The sequence below is a fragment of the uncultured Agrobacterium sp. genome, assembly GCF_913777885.1.
Taxonomy (GTDB): Bacteria; Pseudomonadota; Alphaproteobacteria; order Rhizobiales; family Rhizobiaceae; genus Agrobacterium.
Genome location: NZ_CAJYTV010000016.1, coordinates 294,810 through 316,145 on the forward strand (window position 1 = coordinate 294,810; position 21,336 = coordinate 316,145).

At 58.4% G+C, this 21,336-nt stretch carries 21 protein-coding genes, 1 tRNA gene, 1 pseudogene and 1 riboswitch; of the genes and pseudogenes, 10 read left to right on the forward strand and 13 right to left on the reverse strand.

All coding sequences use genetic code 11. The annotated features are described in order from the left end of the window. The first annotated feature begins 61 nt into the window (after positions 1-61). From pstC to phoB, 5 genes are all read left to right on the forward strand, one after another. Positions 62-1,546, forward strand: coding sequence for a phosphate ABC transporter permease subunit PstC (gene pstC, locus QZ869_RS14980; RefSeq protein WP_296083189.1), 1,485 nt, complete (start codon positions 62-64; stop codon positions 1,544-1,546). Then, positions 1,543-2,865 carry a phosphate ABC transporter permease PstA gene (gene pstA, locus QZ869_RS14985; protein WP_296035303.1) on the forward strand — a complete coding sequence of 441 codons (1,323 nt, stop codon included), beginning with the start codon at positions 1,543-1,545 and terminating at the stop codon, positions 2,863-2,865. The genes pstC and pstA overlap by 4 nt, the downstream gene beginning before the upstream one ends. A gap of 69 nt (positions 2,866-2,934) precedes the next feature. Next, positions 2,935-3,750, forward strand: coding sequence for a phosphate ABC transporter ATP-binding protein PstB (gene pstB / locus QZ869_RS14990; RefSeq protein ID WP_296016992.1), 816 nt, complete (start codon positions 2,935-2,937; stop codon positions 3,748-3,750). Positions 3,751-3,840: 90 nt separating this feature from the next. Then, positions 3,841-4,557: a phosphate signaling complex protein PhoU gene (gene phoU / locus QZ869_RS14995; RefSeq protein ID WP_174062010.1), complete on the forward strand. Its 717-nt coding sequence runs from the start codon at positions 3,841-3,843 to the stop codon at positions 4,555-4,557. Positions 4,558-4,579: 22 nt separating this feature from the next. Then, a complete protein-coding gene (phoB, locus tag QZ869_RS15000; protein ID WP_027676016.1) occupies positions 4,580-5,263 on the forward strand; it encodes a phosphate regulon transcriptional regulator PhoB in 684 nt (227 codons plus the stop codon). Positions 5,264-5,334: 71 nt separating this feature from the next. Here the strand turns inward: phoB and QZ869_RS15005 are convergent, their stop codons facing one another. Continuing rightward, entirely contained in the window at positions 5,335-5,811 is a 477-nt protein-coding gene (locus QZ869_RS15005) for a hypothetical protein (RefSeq protein ID WP_296105675.1), read from the reverse strand. Between the two features lie 127 nt (positions 5,812-5,938). Continuing rightward, positions 5,939-6,478, reverse strand: coding sequence for a GcrA family cell cycle regulator (locus tag QZ869_RS15010; RefSeq protein ID WP_296035298.1), 540 nt, complete (start codon positions 6,476-6,478; stop codon positions 5,939-5,941). Between the two features lie 451 nt (positions 6,479-6,929). On the opposite strand from QZ869_RS15010, the gene QZ869_RS15015 reads away from it, so the two are divergent. The 3 genes from QZ869_RS15015 (at position 6,930) to QZ869_RS15025 (ending at position 10,355) form a co-directional block, all read left to right on the forward strand. After that, positions 6,930-8,138 (forward strand): aspartate aminotransferase family protein, encoded by a 1,209-nt coding sequence (locus tag QZ869_RS15015; RefSeq protein WP_296105676.1) that lies wholly within the window; start codon positions 6,930-6,932, stop codon positions 8,136-8,138. A 58-nt stretch (positions 8,139-8,196) separates the two neighbouring features. Continuing rightward, positions 8,197-9,108: an ornithine carbamoyltransferase gene (gene argF, locus QZ869_RS15020; RefSeq protein WP_296105677.1), complete on the forward strand. Its 912-nt coding sequence runs from the start codon at positions 8,197-8,199 to the stop codon at positions 9,106-9,108. Positions 9,109-9,368: 260 nt separating this feature from the next. Next, positions 9,369-10,355: an Hsp33 family molecular chaperone gene (locus QZ869_RS15025; protein ID WP_296105678.1), complete on the forward strand. Its 987-nt coding sequence runs from the start codon at positions 9,369-9,371 to the stop codon at positions 10,353-10,355. A gap of 27 nt (positions 10,356-10,382) precedes the next feature. On the opposite strand, the gene apaG is transcribed toward QZ869_RS15025, so the two are convergent. Together apaG and QZ869_RS15035 are read right to left on the reverse strand one after the other, a co-directional pair. Continuing rightward, entirely contained in the window at positions 10,383-10,775 is a 393-nt protein-coding gene (apaG, locus tag QZ869_RS15030; protein WP_296035424.1) for a Co2+/Mg2+ efflux protein ApaG, read from the reverse strand. Positions 10,776-11,061: 286 nt separating this feature from the next. After that, positions 11,062-12,246: an O-succinylhomoserine sulfhydrylase gene (locus QZ869_RS15035; RefSeq protein ID WP_296035283.1), complete on the reverse strand. Its 1,185-nt coding sequence runs from the start codon at positions 12,244-12,246 to the stop codon at positions 11,062-11,064. A 42-nt stretch (positions 12,247-12,288) separates the two neighbouring features. Beyond that, positions 12,289-12,367: riboswitch (SAM riboswitch) on the reverse strand. Positions 12,368-12,441: 74 nt separating this feature from the next. Between QZ869_RS15035 and QZ869_RS15040 the strand changes: the two genes are divergently transcribed. Beyond that, positions 12,442-13,539: a 2'-deoxycytidine 5'-triphosphate deaminase gene (locus QZ869_RS15040; protein ID WP_296105679.1), complete on the forward strand. Its 1,098-nt coding sequence runs from the start codon at positions 12,442-12,444 to the stop codon at positions 13,537-13,539. Positions 13,540-13,606: 67 nt separating this feature from the next. After that, positions 13,607-13,680: transfer RNA gene (locus QZ869_RS15045), tRNA-Gly, on the forward strand. Positions 13,681-13,751: 71 nt separating this feature from the next. On the opposite strand, the gene QZ869_RS15050 is transcribed toward QZ869_RS15045, so the two are convergent. From QZ869_RS15050 to QZ869_RS15090, 9 genes and pseudogenes are all read right to left on the reverse strand, one after another. Continuing rightward, positions 13,752-14,027, reverse strand: coding sequence for a hypothetical protein (locus QZ869_RS15050; protein WP_296035277.1), 276 nt, complete (start codon positions 14,025-14,027; stop codon positions 13,752-13,754). A gap of 138 nt (positions 14,028-14,165) precedes the next feature. Further along, positions 14,166-14,411: a hypothetical protein gene (locus QZ869_RS15055; protein WP_296105680.1), complete on the reverse strand. Its 246-nt coding sequence runs from the start codon at positions 14,409-14,411 to the stop codon at positions 14,166-14,168. Positions 14,412-14,531: 120 nt separating this feature from the next. Further along, positions 14,532-14,741: a cold-shock protein gene (locus tag QZ869_RS15060; protein WP_034806062.1), complete on the reverse strand. Its 210-nt coding sequence runs from the start codon at positions 14,739-14,741 to the stop codon at positions 14,532-14,534. A 411-nt stretch (positions 14,742-15,152) separates the two neighbouring features. After that, positions 15,153-15,716, reverse strand: a pseudogene (locus tag QZ869_RS15065) (NAD(P)H oxidoreductase). Positions 15,717-15,917: 201 nt separating this feature from the next. Then, positions 15,918-16,823: a sugar phosphate isomerase/epimerase gene (locus tag QZ869_RS15070; RefSeq protein WP_296105681.1), complete on the reverse strand. Its 906-nt coding sequence runs from the start codon at positions 16,821-16,823 to the stop codon at positions 15,918-15,920. A gap of 39 nt (positions 16,824-16,862) precedes the next feature. Then, positions 16,863-17,993: an ABC transporter ATP-binding protein gene (locus QZ869_RS15075; RefSeq protein WP_296105683.1), complete on the reverse strand. Its 1,131-nt coding sequence runs from the start codon at positions 17,991-17,993 to the stop codon at positions 16,863-16,865. A 27-nt stretch (positions 17,994-18,020) separates the two neighbouring features. Further along, positions 18,021-18,908 (reverse strand): ABC transporter permease subunit, encoded by an 888-nt coding sequence (locus QZ869_RS15080; protein WP_296075331.1) that lies wholly within the window; start codon positions 18,906-18,908, stop codon positions 18,021-18,023. A gap of 7 nt (positions 18,909-18,915) precedes the next feature. Then, complete coding sequence (locus QZ869_RS15085; protein WP_144621749.1) at positions 18,916-19,806, reverse strand: carbohydrate ABC transporter permease; 891 nt, start codon at positions 19,804-19,806, stop codon at positions 18,916-18,918. A gap of 68 nt (positions 19,807-19,874) precedes the next feature. Then, positions 19,875-21,218 carry an extracellular solute-binding protein gene (locus QZ869_RS15090; RefSeq protein WP_296105685.1) on the reverse strand — a complete coding sequence of 448 codons (1,344 nt, stop codon included), beginning with the start codon at positions 21,216-21,218 and terminating at the stop codon, positions 19,875-19,877. Positions 21,219-21,336 lie beyond the last annotated feature (118 nt).

A 21,336-nucleotide genomic window follows, 5' to 3' on the forward strand; every position in this document is an offset into this window, starting at 1 on the left:
TGCTGCGCTCTTGGTGAAATGATGCCGCATCGTGCCGCGTGGTGCGCCGAGGAAACTCTCCATGAACACATCCATCCTTCTGCTCGTATTGGCGCTGATCGGCATTTCCAGTTATGTGCTGGGCAAGCGCCGTGCCGCGGTGTTGGCGGGCGCACGTTCGTCCAACATGCATTCCCGTTCGGGTTATCACGGCTCCTATGTTTTGATCTGGGCTCTGATCCCTTCTGCGCTGATCCTGGCGCTTTGGCTGGTCGTAAGCCCCCTCGTCATCAATTCGGCAGTCCATGCTAGCTTCCCGGAAGACATCAAGGCACAGCCGGAAGCGCAGCAGAGCCTGACCTACGGCATGGTGACGTCGATCGCGCGTGGCTTGAACCAACTCTCGTCATCTGAGTACGACGCAGTAAAGGCAGATCCGGCCACGGCGCGCACGGTGCTCGCGTCCAAGGGTGTTGCCATCGCTGGCGATCCACAGCCTTACATGATCGAGGCCGCGGAAAAGCTGAACACGCTGACGTCCACCAGCCGTATCGCCATGGCGCTGGTCGTGCTTCTTGCTGCACTCGGCGGCGCATTCCATGCCCTTCGCGCCATCGCACCGCGCTTTCGTGCCCGCAACCGGGTCGAGCAGGTCATTCTCGGCGCGTTGCTGGTGGCCTCTTCAATCGCGATCCTGACGACCATCGGCATCGTCATGTCGATGCTGACGGAAGCGATCCAGTTCTTTCAGATGGTGCCTGCCCACCAGTTCTTCTTCGGCACGGTATGGGACCCACGCTTCGCCGCAGCTGGTTCTACCGATAGCTCCGGTCAGTTCGGCCTTATTCCGCTGCTCGCCGGTACGCTCTATATCGGCTTCGTGGCCATGCTGGTCGCGGTTCCGGTCGGTCTGTTTTCGGCAATCTACATGGCCGAGTATGCAAGCCCGCGTTTGCGCTCTATCGCCAAGCCGCTCTTGGAAGTGCTCGCCGGCATCCCGACGATTGTCTACGGCTTCTTTGCGCTGACGACTGTCGGTCCGTTCCTGCGTGACATCTCTGCTCAAATCAACGGTCTGGCAACCGGCAACTATGCCAGCTTCATCCAGGCACAGAGCGTCATCACTGCCGGCTTCGTCATGGGTATCATGCTGATCCCTTACGTTTCCTCGCTGTCGGATGACATCATCACCGCCGTGCCTCGCTCGCTTCGCGATGGCTCGTTGGGCCTTGGTGCCACCCGCTCCGAGACGGTCAAGAAGGTCATTCTGCCGGCCGCTCTTCCAGGCATCGTCGGCGCGATCCTGATGACCGCCTCGCGCGCCATCGGTGAAACCATGATCGTGGTTCTGGCCGCCGGTGTTGCCGCCCGCCTGCAACTTAACCCCTTCGAGCCGATGACAACCGTAACCGTCAAGATCGTCAGCCAGCTGACGGGCGACCTTGAGTTCACCTCGCCGCAGACGCTCGTTGCCTTCGCGCTTGGCATCACGCTGTTTGCGATCACGCTTTGCCTCAATATCTACGCGCTCTACATCGTGCGCAAATACCGGGAGCAGTACGAATGACCGACGTCGTTACTCAGGGCGTTTCCGCCCCCGCCGCAACGAAGAAGGTCCGTCGCGATATCGGCATCAAGCGCCGTTATGCCGCAGAGCGCCGCTTCCGCACCTATGGTGTCGCTGCGATCTCCTTCGGCCTGTTGTTTCTCTTCCTGCTTCTCTGGTCCGTCATCGGCAAGGGCTACACCGCCTTTCAGCAGACGATGATCACGATCCCGGTCGAGTTCTCGCAACAGATCATCGATCCGGACAATGTCCGTGCTCAGAACCCGACCAAGCTGATGACGGCGAATTATCCGGTTGTGGCCCGCAACTCGCTTGCCAAGGTACTCGGCGTTTCGCTGGAAGACCGTACGGCGTTGCGCGCCGTCAACGCGCTTATCTCTGACAGCGTCCGCACCCAGCTTCGCGATATCGTCACCTCCGACCCGAACGTGATCGGCACGACGCGCACCGTTTCTCTTCTGGCATCGGGTGATGTCGACAGTGCCTTCAAGGGCCAGGTCGATATGACTGGCGAGGAGCAGAACCGCCGCATCTCCGACCAGCAGGTCGGCTGGATGAACCAGTTGGTGGAAAAGGGCGCGTTGGAAAAGAAGTTCAACACCGGTATCTTCTTCAACGGCGCGTCCAGCCGCCCTGAGGCATCCGGTGTCGGCGTTGCACTCATCGGCTCCTTCTACATGATGCTGATCGTTCTGGTGCTGTCGCTGCCGATTGGCGTTGCAGCCTCCATCTACCTGGAAGAGTTTGCGCCGAAGAACCGCCTGACGGACCTTATCGAGGTCAACATCAACAATCTGGCGGCGGTACCCTCTATCGTTTACGGTCTGCTCGGTCTTTCGGTGTTCATCAACTTCATGGGCTTCCCGCGCTCGGCTTCGCTCGTCGGCGGTCTGGTGCTCACATTGATGACGCTGCCCACGATCATTATCGCGACGCGTGCAGCCTTGAAGGCCGTGCCGCCGTCTATCCGCGCAGCCGCACTCGGTCTTGGCGCATCGAAGATGCAGACCATCTTTCACCACGTGCTGCCGCTCGCCATGCCCGGCATCCTGACCGGTACCATCATCGGTCTCGCACACGCCCTTGGCGAAACAGCTCCACTGCTTCTCATCGGCATGGTGGCCTTCGTCGCCAACTACCCGACGACGCCGCTCGATCCTGCAACAGCGCTGCCGGTTCAGATCTACATGTGGGCAAACGAAGCCGAACGCGCCTTTGTCGAGAGAACGTCTGGCGCTATCATCATCCTGCTTATGTTCCTCCTTGTGATGAATGTGGGCGCAATCCTCCTGCGTCGCCGCTTCGAGCGTCGCTGGTAAAAGCATTTTGAGAAAAGTGGATACCTGGTTTCCGTCTGAAAATGCGAAGAACCAAGGGAGAACGGAACAATGAACATGTTGTCGGAAGCAGCAGTTGAAAAGGCGCTGGACAAGAAAATGAATGAAGTTTCCTATAAGATGATCGGCAAGGACGTCTCCGTCTACTACGGCGAGAAGCGCGCCCTTTACGATGTGAACCTCAATGTTCGCGAAAACACCGTAACGGCGCTCATCGGCCCATCCGGTTGTGGCAAGTCCACCTTCCTGCGCACATTGAACCGCATGAACGACACCATCGACGGTTGCCGCGTGACCGGCCAGATCACGCTCGACGGTGAAGACATCTACGATCCTGCAATCGATGTCGTCGAGCTTCGCGCGCGTGTCGGCATGGTGTTCCAGAAGCCGAACCCGTTCCCGAAGTCGATCTACGAAAACATCGCCTACGGCCCGCGCATCCACGGTCTTGCCCGCAACAAGGCGGATATGGATCAGATCGTCGAGTCCAGCTTGCAGAAGGCAGGTCTCTGGAACGAAGCCAAGGACCGCTTGCATGAGTCCGGTACCGGTCTCTCCGGTGGTCAGCAGCAGCGCCTGTGCATCGCGCGTGCTGTTGCCGTTTCGCCGGAAGTCATCCTGATGGATGAGCCCTGCTCGGCGCTCGACCCGATCGCGACTGCCAAGGTCGAGGAACTGATCCACGAGCTTCGCGCCAACTACACCATCGTCATCGTGACCCACTCGATGCAGCAGGCCGCTCGCGTGTCCCAGCGCACCGCCATGTTCCACCTCGGTCATCTGGTCGAGGAGAACGATACGGACAAGATGTTCACCAACCCGGATGACCAGCGTACCCAGGACTATATCATGGGTCGTTTCGGCTGATCCTGCTGTTGCCCGCGCATCCCACCGCGCCTGTCGCTTGAGCCAACAAAAGGCTTGCGACAGGGCGTTTCGAAACTGGAGATTACGACTATGCCGACACATTCCCACATCATGTCAGCCTATGACGAGGAGCTGAAGTTCCTCAGCCGCCGGATCGCCGAAATGGGCGGACTGGCCGAGCAGATGTGCGCCGACGCAGTGCGCGCGCTCGTCAATTCCGATGCGGCCTTGGCGCAGAAGGTCATCTCCGACGATACGATCCTCGATCACGCCGAGCGTGAAATCGGCGACAAGGCGATCGTGACGATCGCCAAGCGTCAGCCGATGGCGGCGGACCTGCGCGAAATCATCGGTTCGCTGCGCATCGCCGCAGACCTCGAGCGCGTCGGCGATCTGGGCAAGAACACCGCCAAGCGCGTCATTGCAGTGGCAGGCACCGGCGTTCCGCGTAAACTGGCGCGTGGCCTGGAGCACCTGTCGGAACTGGCGCTGGTTCAGCTGAAGGAAGTGCTGGACGTCTACTCCACGCGTTCGGCGGAAAAGGCCCAGGCCATCCGCGAGCGCGATGAAGAGATCGACGCCATGTACACCTCGCTCTTCCGCGAGCTTCTGACCTACATGATGGAAGATCCGCGCAACATCACCACCTGCACGCATCTTCTGTTCTGCGCCAAGAACATCGAGCGTGTTGGCGATCACGCGACCAACATTGCCGAGACCATCTACTACATGACCACCGGCAGCCAGCCGGCAGGTGAGCGTCCGAAGGACGATAGTTCCAACACGCTCGGCGCTGTGACCGAGTAAGCGACAGATAGGATCTGGAGCCATGGTGCCGAAAATCGCCGTTGTCGAAGATGAGGAGGCGCTGAGCGTCCTCCTGCGTTACAATCTCGAATCCGAAGGCTATGACGTCGACACTATTCCGCGTGGCGACGAGGCGGAAATCCGCCTCCAGGAGCGCACGCCGGATCTTCTCATCCTTGACTGGATGTTGCCAGGCGTCTCCGGCATCGAGCTTTGCCGTCGCCTGCGTATGCGCCCCGAAACCGAACGTCTGCCGATCATCATGCTGACGGCGCGCGGCGAGGAAAGCGAACGGGTTCGCGGTCTGGCTACGGGCGCCGACGACTATGTCGTCAAACCCTTTTCCACGCCGGAGCTGATGGCACGTGTCAAGGCGATGCTGCGTCGCGCCAAACCCGAGGTTTTGTCCTCGGTGCTGAAATGCGGTGATATCGAACTCGACCGTGAGACGCATCGCGTTCACCGCAAAAGCCGCGAAGTCCGCCTTGGGCCGACCGAGTTCCGTCTGTTGGAATTCCTCATGACGTCGCCGGGACGCGTCTTCTCCAGATCTCAGCTTCTCGATGGCGTCTGGGGACATGACATCTACGTGGATGAACGCACGGTGGACGTCCATGTTGGTCGCCTGCGCAAGGCACTGAACTTCTCGAGCATGCAGGATGTGATCCGTACCGTTCGCGGTGCCGGATATTCCATGGAAGCCTGATTGCCTTAGGGAGCGCTTTCTATCATGGCAAGCGCTCCGATTTTTCTCACGCAGCAGCCTGCAGCATATGGCTACGGGGCGTCAGATCTCGAGGTAGGAAGGGGATAGCGCGCGGCGTCTATTTCGTCCTGCGATAGCGGGCTGCGTTGCAGCACCTCCTCATAGTGGGCTCTGGTTCGAGCGCCATAACTCTCCTTGATGTCGTTCATCAGCTCGATTTCCTGATACATCCAGTTCCAGCGCGAGTAGCGGTCAGGATCGCCAGAGCGACCGGCTTGCTTTTGCCGAAACTCAAGCTCTCGATCGCGCACCAACGCGCTCGAGACGATCGACATCAGTTGGAACGCGGCATCGTCCATGTCGTTCGCCTCGCGCCGCCAATACTCCTTGCCACGCTCTTCGCAGATCAGCCAGTAGCGACCCCGTCGCCATTCGACATATACCGTCCCGTCGCCGCGTGCGCGGCGCGGGATCGGAGGGAAGGGCGTTTTGACCACCTTCGTCCATAGGACCGAGATATAGTCGTAGAGCGTGTCGATCGCGTTCATGGTGGTAGTCTGCGCATGATCGCTGCTGCAGGCAAGTCTGGACCAATTGGATCGAGGAAACGCTTGAAGGAACGCACAAAAAAAGCGGGCCGAAGCCCGCTTTTCGAAATGGTCTTGAAACTGAGCCTTACGCCTTACGGCGTTCGCTCACCGGCTGGTAAGCCATTTTCGCGTGGAACTTGCAATAAGGCGACGCTTCAGCTGCTTCGCAGCCACAGAAGTGGAAGTCGTCCTTGAGCGGGTCACCGACGGGCCACTTGCAGGTACGTTCGGTCAGCTCCGTCAGTGTCAGGCGACGCGAGATCGGGATGACGACATTGTTGGAAGAGCGGACATATTCCATGGGCTCGACCGCGTCGATCTCCATGTCTTCCTTGAACGCGAGAGCGCCAGTGGTGCGTGCAGGTGCAGGACGGCTCGTTGCGACACGGGCCGGAGCAGCCGTGTAGCTTGCTGGGCGCGGCGCTGCTGCAGGACGCTTAGGCGCAGGGCGCGACGTGGCGACCGTGCCGCCAGCCTTGGCGCGACCTGGCAGGTTCAGGCGGTGAACCTTGCCGATGACGGCATTGCGGCTCACACCGCCCAGTTGTGCTGCGATCTGGCTTGCGCTAAGCCCTTCGGACCATAATCTCTTGAGTTTTTCTACTCGTTCGTCCGTCCAGTTCATGCCGCTTCTCCGCTCGTCGCGTTGTTTCGGGCAGAATCCACCTGCGATGCCGTGGAGTGAACCACGCGCAGGCCATTTGCCAGATTGTAGGTGACTAGTTCCGCCGCATTGCAGTCTAGTAATTGACGGTTAACCTAATCGTCGGTTGACTCCGTGACAAGAGTCGCAGGAATCATCTGGAATCGATTTTCCGGTTTTCCCCAACTTGCTTCCCCTGTGAGTCAGAAAGGCAACAGTTGGTGGTTGCTGGAAGCTTGCTTACCAAGGCTTGTAAATGCCCGAAAGTGCCGAGATTTGTTGACATTAGGTGGGGAAGTGACAATAGTGACCTCGCAATGAAGACAGCATGCAAGCCGCCGCGAGGCGGCATTTTTGATTTTCAGGGCAGGGATAACCCGCTAGCCCTATTGACAGTCGTCTGTCCCGACTTGACGTAAGGAGTGATGTCGCCATGGCCGAAACTGCCCCCAAATCCGGGCCGTTGTTCGATACGTTTTCCAGAGCCCCCTTACGCTTCGAACGAGGCGAGGGCGTTTGGCTGATCACGGAAACCGGCGAGCGATATCTCGATTTCGGTGCGGGCGTCGCCGTGACCTCCGTCGGCCACAGCCATCCCCATATGGTTGATTCTCTGAAGGCGCAGGTAGAGAAGGTCTGGCACCTGTCCAACCTTTATGAGGTTGCAGGTCAGGAAGTGCTGGCCAAGCGGCTGACCGATGCGACTTTTGCCGACAAGGTGTTCTTCACCAACTCAGGCGCCGAAGCGCTGGAATGCGCCATCAAGACCGCACGCCGTTATCAATACACCCACGGCCACCCGGAAAAATTCCGCATCATCACCTTTGAAGGCGCGTTTCATGGCCGCACGCTTGCCACCATCGCGGCTGGCGGCCAGGCCAAATATCTGGAGGGTTTCGGCCCCAAGGTCGAGGGTTTCGATCAGGTGCCGTTCGGTGATCTCGACGCGCTCAAAGCTGCTATCGTGCCTGAAACGGCAGCCCTTTTGATCGAGCCGATCCAGGGTGAGGGCGGTATCCGCGTCGTCGCGCCTGAGTTCCTGCGTACGCTGCGGGCGCTTTGCGAAGAGCACGGCCTGCTGTTGATCTTCGACGAAGTGCAGACTGGCGTTGGCCGTACCGGCAAGTTTTTTGCGCATGAATGGTCCGGCGTCACGCCCGACATCATGGCGGTTGCCAAGGGCATCGGCGGCGGCTTCCCTTTCGGCGCTTGCCTGGCAACGGCAGACGCCGCATCCGGCATGACCGCCGGCTCGCACGGGACGACCTACGGCGGCAACCCGCTGGCCATGGCCGCTGGCAATGCCGTGCTTGATATCGTTCTGGCTGAAGGCTTTATCCAGCACGTGCGCGACGTGGCGCTCGTCTTCCGCCAGGGATTGGCTTCGTTGAAGGATCGCTATCCGGATGTGATCGAGGAAATCCGTGGCGAAGGTCTTCTGCTTGGTATAAAGGCGCGGATTCCTTCCGGCGATCTGCTTCAGGCAATGCGCGCAGAACATCTTCTTGGTGTGCCGGCGGGCGATAACGTCATCCGCCTGTTGCCGCCGCTGGTCGTCACCGCTGAAGAAGCGCGTGACGGGCTTGCGCGCATCGAGAAGGCCGCTGAAGCACTTACCACCAAACTGGCAAAGAGCGCCTGACACAAGGCGCATCGAGGGCCGGCGTAAAGGGTGGCCCGCATTGATGGGACTAAATTAAATGGCAAAGCATTTTCTCGACCTTTCGGCCGTCGGCTCGCAAGACCTGCGGCTCATTCTCGAAGACGCAAAGAGCCGCAAGATCGCGACCAAGAACGGAACGGCGGACAAGCCGCTCGCCGGTAAGATGCTGGCGATGATTTTCGAAAAGCCGTCGACGCGGACCCGCGTGTCCTTCGATGTCGGCATGCGCCAGCTGGGTGGCGAAACGCTATTTCTCTCCGGCACTGAAATGCAGCTTGGTCGCGCCGAAACCATCGGCGATACGGCAAAGGTTCTGTCGCGCTATGTGGACGCTATCATGATCCGCACGACCGATCATAACCGTCTGCTGGAGCTTGCCGAACATGCCACGGTTCCTGTCATCAACGGCCTGACGGACGAGACGCATCCCTGCCAGATCATGGCCGACATCATGACCTTCGAAGAGCATCGCGGCCCTGTGATGGGCAAGACGATTGCCTGGACGGGCGACGGCAACAATGTGCTGCATTCGCTGGTCGAGGGCTCTGCCCGCTTCGGCTATAAGATGAACATGGCCGTTCCCATGGGTTCGGAACCGCTGGACAAGTATCTCAATTGGGCGCGCAACAATGGCGGCGAGATCATGTTGTGCCACGATGCCGAGCGCGCCGTTGCCGGTTCCGACTGCATCGTCACCGATACCTGGGTCTCCATGAACCAGGAGCACAAGGCGCGCGGCCATAACATCTTCCAGCCGTATCAGGTCAATGAAGCCCTGATGAAGAAGGCCAATAGAGAGGCGCTCTTCATGCATTGCCTGCCCGCACACCGCGGCGAGGAAGTGACCGATGCGGTGATCGACGGCCCGCAATCCGTGGTCTTCGATGAGGCGGAAAACCGTCTACACGCGCAGAAGGCCGTGATTGCCTGGTGCATGGGCGTCATCTGATCTGGAGTTAGGGTAAAAGCCAGGGGCGCCGCCGGGAACTTGAATTTCCAGCGTAACGCCCCATCTTTACGCCAACCAGTGCTGCCGGTTCACGGCGGCGTTTCATCAATTGTTTATCGCGACATTTGGGCAGGGGATGGTTTCGTTTTGCCATTCCCAGCTTTATCTTTGCGAGAACCGCACAAAAGACCTGCAGATCGCGGCCGAAAACGTGGCGATCGCGTCCGCATTTCGGACGGCAGGTAAGAAGGAGCAGGACCATGGCGGACGTGACCGTAGAACTGGATGATATGAACTTTGCTGGCGACGATAAGGTCGTCCCCTTCCAGGTGGAAGGGCTAGACGTTCGCGGACGCGCAGTGCAGGTCGGTCCGCTCTTGAACGCGATCTTGCAGCGCCATGATTATCCGCCCGTTGTCGCCCGGCTTCTGGCGGAAGCCTTGGTGCTGACGGCGCTGATCGGCACGTCGCTGAAATTCTCCGGCAAGCTCACGGTGCAGACCAAGGGCGATGGTCCCGTCGATCTTCTGGTCGCAGATTTTACCGCGCCGGAAAACATGCGCGCCTATGCCCGCTTCGATGAAGATCGTTTGGCAGAAGCGACGGCGGCTGGACAAACATCGCCCGAGCAGCTTCTTGGCACCGGCATTCTCGCCTTCACCATCGATCAGGGCGTGGGCATGCAGCCCTATCAGGGCATCGTGCCTCTGGACGGTTCATCGCTGGAGGAAATCGCAAGCGTTTACTTCCGTCAGTCTGAACAGTTGCCGACGCGGGTGCGCTTGGGCGTTGCCGAGTTTTTCGACCGCGACAGCGAGGGCAAGCCACGTCGTGGCTGGCGTGCCGGTGGCATCATCGCGCAGTTCCTGCCACAGGCGCCGGAGCGTTTGCGCACCCGCGATCTTCATGGTGGCGACGGTGATGAGAGCACGTTCGCGGAAGCCGACGACGACGCATGGACCGAAGCGGTAGCGCTCATCGACACGGTAGACACCGACGAGTTGACCGATCCACAGGTGCAGGTGGAGCGGCTGCTGTTCCGACTCTTCCACGAGCAGGGCGTGCGCATCTACGAGCCGCAGTCGATCATCGACAAATGCAGCTGCTCACGCGAGAAGATCAAGAGCGTGCTGTCTGGATTTTCGGCAGAAGAAATCGAGGACAGCCAGGAAGATGGCGTCGTTTCGGTGAGCTGCGAGTTCTGCTCGACGACCTATCGTTATCCTGTCGAAGAGCTGCAGGCTTGAAATTCAAGAGCGGGGTGAAAGCCCCGCTCAGTTCAGCACCCGTGCAAGTCCCGGGCTGTCCAGCGAGAAGGCTGGGATATCCACGGTGAAGACCTCACCTGTGTCCGTCTCCATTTCGTAGTGCCCGAACATCATGCCCGACGGTGTGTCCAGCGGGCAGCCGGAAGAGTACTCGTAGCTATCGCCTGGCCGCAGGTATGGCTGTTCACCCACGACGCCGGGTCCGGTAACTTCGTCCACCACTCCAGTCTGATCGGTGATGTGCCAATAACGATTGACCAGCGTCACAGCCTGGTCGGAATTGTTCGTGATCACGACCGTGTATCCCCAGACGTAGCGGCTATCGTCCGGGTCCGATTGTTCTTCGAGATAATATGGATCGACGGTGACCTCTATCTCTCTTGTCGATGCACGATACATGTTCGCGACCTTGGCTGTCTCTGGCTCTAGCATTTTAGTCTACTACACCGAATGAAGGACAGGAATGTCCGTTGACTGGGACTACGTAGTTTCAATGCGTTACGAGGCAAAAGCGTTGCGTATCAGGAGTGTTTCTCCATTCAATACGCACAAAATCATAAAAAGAGAGTAGAGAAACCATGGTTTCTCTAAAATAATACAAGCCTTAGTGCCGCCCTCGCGTGACGAGCAGAAGCTTGGAAAAATGAAGAATAAAGCCCGGTGATCGATCACCGGGCACTCTATATCACGCAGAAACCTTGGCCAACGCCGCTGCAAAGTCTTCCAGCAGATCGTCGGTGTCCTCGATTCCACAAGACAGACGCAGCGTCCCACCGGAAATGCCGAGTTCCGCACGCGCCTCATCCGTCAGGTTCTTGTGCGTCGTGGTCGCCGGATGGGTGATCAGGCTCTTGGCATCGCCGAGATTGTTGGAAATCTTGACGACTTCCAGAGCATTCTGCAGCTTGAAAGCCGCTTCCTTGCCGCCCTTCAACTCAAAGCAGACGAGCGTCGAGCCGCCCGACATCTGCCGTGCGATGATATCAGCCTGCGGATGGTCGGCCCGGCCCGGATAGATGACCTTGGCAACCTTGGTCTGGTCGGCCAGGAAGTCGGCAATCTTGCCGGCATTTTCTGTCTGCTGCTTGACGCGCAGTGGCATCGTTTCGATACCCTTCAGCAGCGTCCAGGCGTTGAAGGGAGAAAGTGCTGGGCCAGTGTGGCGGAAGTAATCCTGAAGCTCTTCCTCGATCCACTTCTTGTCCGACAGCACCACGCCGCCGAGGCAGCGTCCCTGACCATCGATATGCTTGGTGGCGGAATAAACGACGATATGCGCGCCTAGCTCCAGAGGCTTCTGGAAGAGCGGCGTCGCAAACACGTTGTCGACAACGACCTTTGCGCCGATCTGGTTGGCAAGCTTGGCAACGCCAGCAATATCCACCACTTCCAGCGTCGGGTTGGTTGGGCTTTCGAGGAAGAACAGCTTGGTGTTGGGCTTGATCGCCTTTTCCCAGTTGGCAAGATCGCGGCCATCGACCAGCGTGCATTCGATGCCGTATTTCGGCGCAAGCGTTTCTACCACCCAGCGGCAGGAACCGAAAAGCGCGCGGGCCGCAACGATGTGATCGCCGGCCTTCAGCTGGCAGAGAATGGCAGCGCTGACAGCGGCCATGCCGGATGCCGTGGCGCGGGCATCTTCGGCACCTTCCAGCAGGCACATGCGCTTTTCGAACATGTCGTTGGTCGGGCTTGCATAGCGCGCGTAGATGAATCCATCTGTCTCGCCCTTGAAGCGCGCTTCGGCGGCTTCCGAGTTTTCGTAGACAAAGCCCTGGGTCAGGTAGAGGGCTTCGGACGTTTCACCGTAGGGGGAGCGCAGCGTACCGCCATGTACGAGTTGCGTTGCCGGGCGCCATTTCTTGCTCATTTGATCACCTTCAAACAAAAAAACCGGTCGCAAAAGCAGACCGGTTGCAAGCACCCGGTCTTTTTAGCCACTTGTTTAACGTGGCTGCAAGCCGACCGGCCAAATCACCACGGGATAAGATTGCCTTACTGCCGTTAACAACTTGCGTCAATGGCTTGCTTTTGATTTTGTCGGCGCGGAACAGGGGCAATGACGATGACGAGAACCACAGGTATTCTGGCCGATGGCGCGATACGGGCGCTGTTTTCTTCCGGCCACCTGAAGAGCGAGCGGGCGCTGGATGCGGATCAGATCCAGCCGGCAAGCCTCGACCTGCGTCTCGGGGCCAAGGCTTACCGCGTACGTGCAAGCTTCATGCCCGGCCCAGGCACCAAGGTCATTGAAAAGCTGGACCGCCTGCGTCTGCATGAGATCGATCTGAGCGAAGGCGCCGTGCTGGAAACCGGCTGCGTCTATATCGTGCCCCTGATGGAAGCGCTGGCGCTGCCCGCCGATATGTCCGCCTCGGCAAACCCGAAAAGTTCCACCGGTCGCTTGGATATCTTCACCCGCGTCATCACCGACCAAGCGCAGGAATTCGACAAGATCCCGGCAGGCTATCAGGGGCCACTTTATCTCGAAGTCAGCCCGCGCACCTTCCCCATCGTCGTGCGCCAGGGCTCGCGCCTGTCGCAGATCCGCTTCCGTATTGGCCATTCGCTGCTCAACGAGAGTGAGTTGCAGACGCTTCACAACAATGAAATTCTGGTCGCAAGCGACACGCCGAACGTCTCAGGCGGCGGCATTGCGCTGTCCATCGATCTCCAAGGTTTTGGCGAAAACAATTTGATCGGCTATCGCGGCAAGCACCACACTGCAGTCGTCGATGTGGACAAGAAGGCAGCTCATGACGTGCTAGATTTCTGGGAGCCGCTCTACTCACGCGGCCGTGCCGAACTGATCCTCGATCCGGATGAATTCTACATCCTCGTCTCGCGTGAAGCCGTGCATGTACCACCGCTCTACGCGGCGGAGATGACACCCTTCGATCCCTTGGTCGGCGAATTTCGTGTCCACTACGCCGGCTTCTTCGACCCCGGCTTCGGCCACGCCAGCGCAGGTGGCACCGGCAGCCGCGCCGTTCTCGAAGTCAGAAGCCACGAGGTACCCTTCATCCTGGAACACGGCCAGATCGTCGGACGTCTTGTGTACGAGCATATGCTGACCAAACCCGATGGCCTCTACGGCACCGGTCTTGGCTCCAACTACCAGGCCCAGGGCTTGAAGCTCTCAAAGCATTTCCGCGCCGAGTGATCGCCAAAGGTCACGCACGTGCGTTTGGCTTGACAGCCGCTTTGTTCTATCGGAAATCTTGAGACATGCGGGTGTAGCTCAATGGTAGAGCAGCAGCTTCCCAAGCTGAATACGAGGGTTCGATTCCCTTCACCCGCTCCAGCTGCCTTCCAAAGAGTTTGTCGCCGTACATCACACTGACTGTGGCTTGAAAACGCTGGGGAGCCGTACTTTCAGGCGCGGTCATACGTAAACGATGTCAGCAAGGATGTGACGAAGTTGCTGGCTTTTTCCTTGACGAGGACTTCCGTCCATTCGTCCGTTCCGCGAAATCTCAGATCTGTCTGGATACTGTCGACTGCTGCGGCTTCGATGCGTTCGATGTGCTCTTTGAAATGCGCTTCACCCTTGGCCTGGTAAAGGTCGCGGATGACCACCCGGAGGATTTCCTGCATCGCGATTTGCCATGCTGTGTTGGTCGCATTGAGTTCGTTGGCTGTTGTTGACATGCGTCCCACCTGTTTTGCTGGGTTTCTTGGCTCTCACCGAAGGGTTGCGCAAAACCATAAGGAGATGCTGCGAAAACTGTATGCAATAAAACGAGGCCTCAACGCTCAGTGAGCGAGACCTGAGGATCACACCACGATTTAAGATGTGGAGCAGACAGACGGCGTCTTCTTGCTGCGTTTGGTTGCCGGAGCATCCGCCACGGACTTGCGATCTGCCAGTTCTTTTGCAAGGCGAGCTGCCTTCAGCCTGGCTGTTTTTGCGTCACGCGCATCGACGGCAGCTTGCAGTTCATCCACAGCTTGATTTTTTGCAAAGAATGACGTTTGAAGCTTGCCGAAGGCAAGCTCTGCCTGCTGGCGAGATTTGCTGTGTGTTTCTGTCATGGGTATTTACCTTTCCGGCCAAACGCCGAAATAAAAAAGGCCAGGCGAAACGCCTGGCCTCGAATGAAATTGCTCCCGGCAGTGCCAGTACATCCGTGGTCAAAGAGGAGCCGATCTCACTTATGCGGACTGCAGATTGGTCGCAGACATCTTGCCCGACTTGTTGTCGCGCTCAAGTTCGAAGCCAATCTTCTGACCTTCGACGAGTTCGCGCATTCCTGCACGTTCGACAGCCGAGATGTGAACGAACGCGTCTGCGCCGCCATTGTCAGGCTGAATGAAGCCGAAGCCCTTAGTGGAATTAAACCATTTAACTGTGCCAGTGGTCATAATGAACCCTTTCAAAGCATAGAGTGAACGACCGCGCAACGAATGCAACGCGGGTAAAAACCGACTATTTTTGAAAGAGAAGTTCGCTTAGAGCGCGGTGCCAATCGCGCGGTAGACAAAGCTCGGCAAGCAAAAGATCGATGACGTATCTATAGACGGGTTCACTCCGGGAGTCAACGAAAAGTTTTTAACTTTACCGATGTTCATCTTTTGGTTGTGCTCGGCGTGGATTGCGTTACATTCTTAAGCGCCGCAAAGACAGCCGCGATTTCGGCTAATTTATCGATGGGAAGCGCATTGTCTGATTCAAGCACAGCCCAGAATGGTGCCGCTTCCGCTGCTACAAATGCTTCACCAGCTTTTTATCGCGAACATCCTGCCCGTAGATGAAAGCCTGGCGTTTGTAGGGAGCTAGAACGCACCGCCTAGCTCTTTCGACTTCGTAATAAGCTCGGCCGCGTGCGCGTCGTCTTCTAGCGATCCATACAAAATCTCGACCCTGCCTTCTTTCATACTGCAGTAATTGAGGATCCCCATCTTCAGCTGGGTTTGAACGGAAATGTCGTAGCCGCGCTTGCGATAGTCATCTTCGGTCGCGCCGGCGATGCCCACCATCAGCACCTTTCTGTGCGGATAGGTCTTATCGCCAAAGGCCCAATTCTGTGCCCACACACGATCGATCCAGCCTGTGAGGATTGCCGGCATAGACCACCACCAGACGGGAAAGAAGAGCGCTGTGGCATCATTTCTTTCCACACGCTCCGTCTCTCATTGAACGTCATCCGCGAAGTCTATGGTGCGTCCGCTCCAATCCGGCTCGTCCTGAGCTTTAAGAACCGGATCGAAATTCTCTGCCACCAGATCGGCGAACTCGACATCGTGACCGTTCGCTTGCGCTGCGTCGGCAAAAGCACGTGCCGCTTGATGTGTCAGCGCGTCCAGCCGTGGATGGGCGACGACGAGCAAAATCTTCATAAAGTGATATCATTCAAGGTAACCAGGCGAACGCAGACCGCGCGGCAGCGTTCGAGACCTGCGCCGGTTAAGACGCCACTCAGGCGGTCTGGGTATGAAGAAAGGATCCGCACTTCAATCCTGCCATGACGTGGTGCCTAGCAGAGATCGCCGGAGTGGAGGGGCCGATGCATGCGGCCCCTCCACTCTATAGATTGGCCGTCAGCGCTTGTTCACAGCCTCTGCGAGCTTCATTGCGCGCTCCAGGCAGCCGGGCTGCTGGTCGGCGAAGCGCTCTGCGCCGATTTCCATGATGAGGGTGGTGTCGGGCAGAAAGGTGAGTTCCGAGAAAATGTCCTCCCAGTCGATATCGCCCCAGCCGATCGGTAGGTGAAGGTCGCCGATGCCGAGCGCTGTCGCTTCTGCGGGGTGGTAGAACTTCTTCATTGTGTAGGGCAGGCCGAAGCTGTCATGCACATGCAGATGGCCGGTGACGGGCGCCATGGCGCGCAGTTCTTCGCGGAAATCCAGACCCTTGAAGGTGGATTCGATATAGGCGTGGCTGAAATCGATCAGCGCCGCGAGATTGTCATGGCCGACGGCCTTCACCGTTTCAGCCACTTGCGATGGCGTCTGGCGGTACTGGCCGTCTTCTGTGGTGAATATGTTTTCCAGAACGATGCGTACGCCATAGGTCTTGGCAATCTCGGCCATTTCGAAAAGAGCCTCACGCTCCATCTGGTCGAGATCGCTGCCACTCATGCCATCGGAGAGGATCGCATTGCCGCTATGGTGGACGAGCACGCCAGCGCCCAGCCGGTCACAGAGTTCGAGCATGGCACGCACGACCTTCTTCTGCAGATGCAGGTGCTCGCGATCCATGAAGTTGGAGACAATCTGGCCATGCAGGGAGAGTTTCTTGAAGTCATACTGCTTGACGATATCGCGCACGCGCTGCGCACGGTCTTCGATGATGCGACCGCCGGAGATGATCTCCTCGCCATAAATGCCGATTTCGCAGGCGCTGGCGCCGGTATCGGCAATGATTTTCAGGGACGAATCCAGGGTGGATATATCGCCGCGACCGGTGGCGTTGCAAAAGCCGACAGCAGAAATGATGGAAGTCATGTCAGGGTCCTTGATACAGACAGGGAAAGCGCAAGACGTTCAGGCACTATGGGCGAGAACATCCTTGTTGGTGAAGTCGGTCGCGTTGGCGGGTGCGAAATCCGGATCGATCCGGCGTTCGGTGTTTGGATCGAAAAAGTGGAGCTGCGCTTCGGGAAACTGCAGCATAACCCGCTCGCCGGGACGGACGGTGAGGTCTTCACCGATAGCGGCGGCGAAGATCTGGCCGCGGATATCGGCATAGACAATGCGGCCGGAGCCGAGTTCCTCGACGAAATCGACCACCGCCGAAATGCCTTCACCACTGCGCGAGACAACGCATTGTTCCGGCCGGATACCGACGATGATGTCATCGCCAGACACGGCGCCCGCGATCCTCACCGGCAGCGGGGTCGCCCAGTTGCCGAAGCTAACCAAGCCGCCTGCGCGATCCACCTTGGCATTGAAAAGGTTCATGGCGGGAGAACCGATAAAGGATGCGACGAAGGTGCTGGCCGGTCTGTTATAGATGTCGAGCGGTTGCCCCACCTGCTCGACATTGCCCTTGTTCATGATCACCAGCCGATCCGCCAGCGTCATGGCCTCGACCTGATCATGGGTAACGAAGATCGATGTCGCGGACAGGCGTTGATGCAGCCTGCGGATTTCAGCGCGCATGGTAACGCGGAGCTTGGCATCGAGGTTGGACAGCGGCTCGTCGAAGAGAAAGACATCCGGCTCGCGAATGATGGCGCGCGCCATTGCAACGCGCTGGCGCTGGCCGCCGGACAGGGCTGCGGGCTTGCGCTCCAGGTAATCGGAAAGGCCGACGATCTTCGCCGTTTCCTCGATCCTGCGGCGGCGCTCGGTCTTGGCAACGCCCGCCACCTTCAGCGCATAGCCGATATTGTCGGCAACGGTCATATGCGGATAGAGCGCATAGTTCTGGAACACCATGGCGCAACCGCGTTCACGCGGCTCCAGCCGGTTCACCACCTTGCCGGCAATGGCAATTTCGCCGGCGGTGATATCTTCCAGCCCGGCAATCATGCGCAATAACGTGGATTTGCCGCAGCCGGACGGGCCGAGGATGACGACGAATTCTCCCGACGGAAAGATGAGGTCGACACCATGCAGCGTCTTGGTCTTGCCGTAGGATTTATGCACCTGACGAATATCGATCTGCGCCATGGTCTGGAACTCCTGTTCTGTAAGCTGTCATTTCTCGGTGGAGACAAGGCCGCGCACGAACCAGCGCTGCAAAAGCCCGACGACGAGAAGAGGCGGCAACATGATGATGAGGGAACCGGCAAGCGTGACGTTCCAGTCAGGCGTGCCGTTTTCGGAAGGAAGGAGGCTGGAGAGCGACATCATTACCGTCTTATAGGACGGGTCGGTCACCATCAGGAGCGGCCAGAGATACTGGTTCCAGCCATAGACGAACATGATCGTCGTCAGCGCCAGCATGTTGGTGCGTGACAGCGGCAGGATCATGTCGACGAAGAAACGCATCGGGCCGGAGCCATCCATGCGCGCCGCCTCGGCCAACTCGTCCGGCAGGGTCATGAAGAACTGGCGATAGAGAAAGGTGCCGGTGGCTGTGGCGATTAGCGGCAGGGTCAGGCCCGCATAGGAATTTAACAGGTTCCACTCGATGTTGACATCGATACCGGAGATCGCATTGATCAACAGCCGGAAGGGGTGAAACATGTCTGCCGCCACCGCATAGGTCGGTACCACGCGCACTTCCAGCGGCAGCATCAGCGTGATGAACACCGTCCAGAAAAACAGGTGGCGCAACGGCGAGCGGAAGAAGACGATGGCGAAGGCCGTGCAGGCCGATAGCGCCACTTTGCCGACGGTGACTAGCGAGGCCATGATGAAGCTGTTCAGCATGGCGTTGCCGAGATTGGCGCGGTACCATGCAGTCTGCATGTTTTCAAACAGCCTGCCGCTTGGGATGAAGCTAAAGGGCACGCTGTTGATCTGCTGCAGCGACTGGCTGGCCCCGGCGATGATGACGATGAAGGGGCCGATCAAGAGCAGGAAGCCGATGATCATCAGGCCGTAGGTAAAGGCGTCTGCGTAGGGTGTGCGCTGGATCATCGCCGCCTCACTTGTAATGTACGCGCCGCTCGATGAAGCGGAACTGGATGAAGGTGAAGACCATGATCAGGCCAATCAGAATGATGCTCTGCGCCGAGGCACCCGAATAGTTGAGCCCCTGGAACGCTTCCTGCACGATGCGAAACACCATGACTTCGGTCGCATGGTTCGGGCCGCCGCCGGTCGTGTGGTGGACAATACCGAACGTGTCTGAGCCGACAAAGCCTTCGGTCATCATGGTCACGGTCAGGAAGAACAGGGTGGGCGCAAGCAGCGGCACCTGAATATCGATGGCCCGGCGGATTGGCCCGGAGCCATCCATCGCAGCCGCTTCCGTCAGGCTGCGCGGTACGGATTGCAGCCCGGCCAGCAGGAAGATGAAGGTATAGCCCGCCCATTTCCAGATGAAGATGATGATGACAAGCGCCAGCGCATGGCTGCCAAATTTGGCCGGGTTCCAGATATCCGGATAGATCGCGTTGAGAGAGGCGGCCAGGCCGCGTTCCGGCGAGAGAATGAAGCGGAAAGCCATGCCCGCCGCAGGACCGGCAATTGCAAAGGGCAGGATGTAGAGAACGCGGAAGAAGCCGGAGCCCGGCAATTGCCTGTCGACAGCAAGCGCAAGTGTGAGGCCGATCAGGATGGCGAAAAACGGCCCGACAATGGCGAAGATCAGGCTGACGGTCACCGAGTTCCAGTAGAGCGGATCGGCGAAAGTCTCCTGGAAATTGGCAAAGCCGACAAACTCGGCCACTCCGCCGAAAGGTGGCTCCAGTGTGAAGGCCCAGTTCACCACCGCCACGGCAGGCCAGTAGAAGAAAAGGGCAATAAGGGCGAGCTGCGGTAGGGCAAAAAGCAGAGGTAGCCAGGTGCTCTTGAAGACGGAGCGCTTTTCCATGGATATTCCAATAGACAGTCAAAAGTAGTGTGCCACCCGCGCTCACGGATGGCACTTTGTATCAGCGCTTAGTTGATGGAAACGCCGGCAAAGGTCTTTTCAAAGCGGCGCAGGCCCACATTCGAGCGCTCGACGGCCTTGTCGAGTTCCTGCTGAACGTCGCCGTTCTGCATGTAGATTGCCTCGAGTGCGGTGGAGAGTTCCTTGCGGATCTGCGTGAAGTTGCCGAGGCGGATACCGCGAGTCGTGTCGGTCGGCTCGGTCAGCGTCAGGCTTTCGATGGCGACTTCACGGCCCTTGTAGGGTGCCTTGTCGTAGAAGCCGTTCTTCTTCATGCTTTCGAAGCCGGTCTTGGTGACGGGAATGTAACCCGTGACGGTAGACCACCATTCGACCATGTCCGGCTGGGCGATGAAGTTGAGGAATGCCGCAGCGCCCTTGTATTCAGCGTCCGGACGGCCAGCCATGACCCAGAGCGAAGCGCCGCCAACGAGCGACTTCTTGCGCTCGGTGCCCTTGAAAACCGGCAGCATGGCAACATCCCACTTCACGCCTTCCGGCAGTGTCTTGCCGACGGTGCCGTGGTCGGCAATCGAGCTCATCGCCATCTGGCAGGTCTGCGAGGTGAAGGATGGAACGGTGTCCATGCCGAGTGTCTTTGTCTTGACGACGAAAAGCTTCTCGTCCTGCATCTTCTTGAAGAACTTGAGTTCGTCGACGACCTTGGTCTTGTTGACGACGAGTTCCGCATTCAGGCCCTTGTAGCCGTTGCCCTCTGTGGCGATCGGCTGGTCGTGGATGGCGGAGAACTGCTCGATCAGCGGCCAGGTGTCGAAATTGAATGCCAACGGGCATTCGTAACCAGCGGCCTTCAGCTTCTTGGCGGCCTCGGCCACATCTTCCCAGGTCTCCGGCTTGCCGGTCACGCCAGCCTTTTCGAAGGCGCTGACATTGTAGTAGAAAACGGCGGTGGAGGAGTTGAACGGGAAGGAGTTAAGCTCGCCGGCTGCCGTCGCATAGTAGTTGGCAATACCGGGGAAATAGTTGCTCCAGTCGATCTTGTAACCATTATCGGCCATCAGCTTCTTGGCTGGAACGAAGGCCTTGGACAACATCATGTCCAGCGTGCCTGCATCGTAAATTTGCGCAATGGCCGGGTGCTTCTTTGCGCGATAGGCGGCAATCGTGTTCTGCAGCGTCGCGTCATAGCTGTTTTGCGATGTGCAGACGATTTCATAATCCGGCTGCGACCCGTTGAACTTCTTGCAGGCATCCTGCACGCGCTCGCCGAGATCGCCGGAGAGGCCGTACCAGAATTCGAATTTTGTCTTTTCAGCATGGGCAGCTGAGGTGCCGAGCGCGGCTGCGACAGCAAGCGATGCGACGAAGGAGGAGAGGGTCGACGTTTTCATGAGGGAAGCCTCGTTGGAAAGAAACGATGGCCTGGTCGCGGAATTTTTCGGCCCGGCGAGCAAAACCGGGGGCGTCGTAACAACGCTGCATGACAGGTCGCAGACGCTTTTTTGAAGT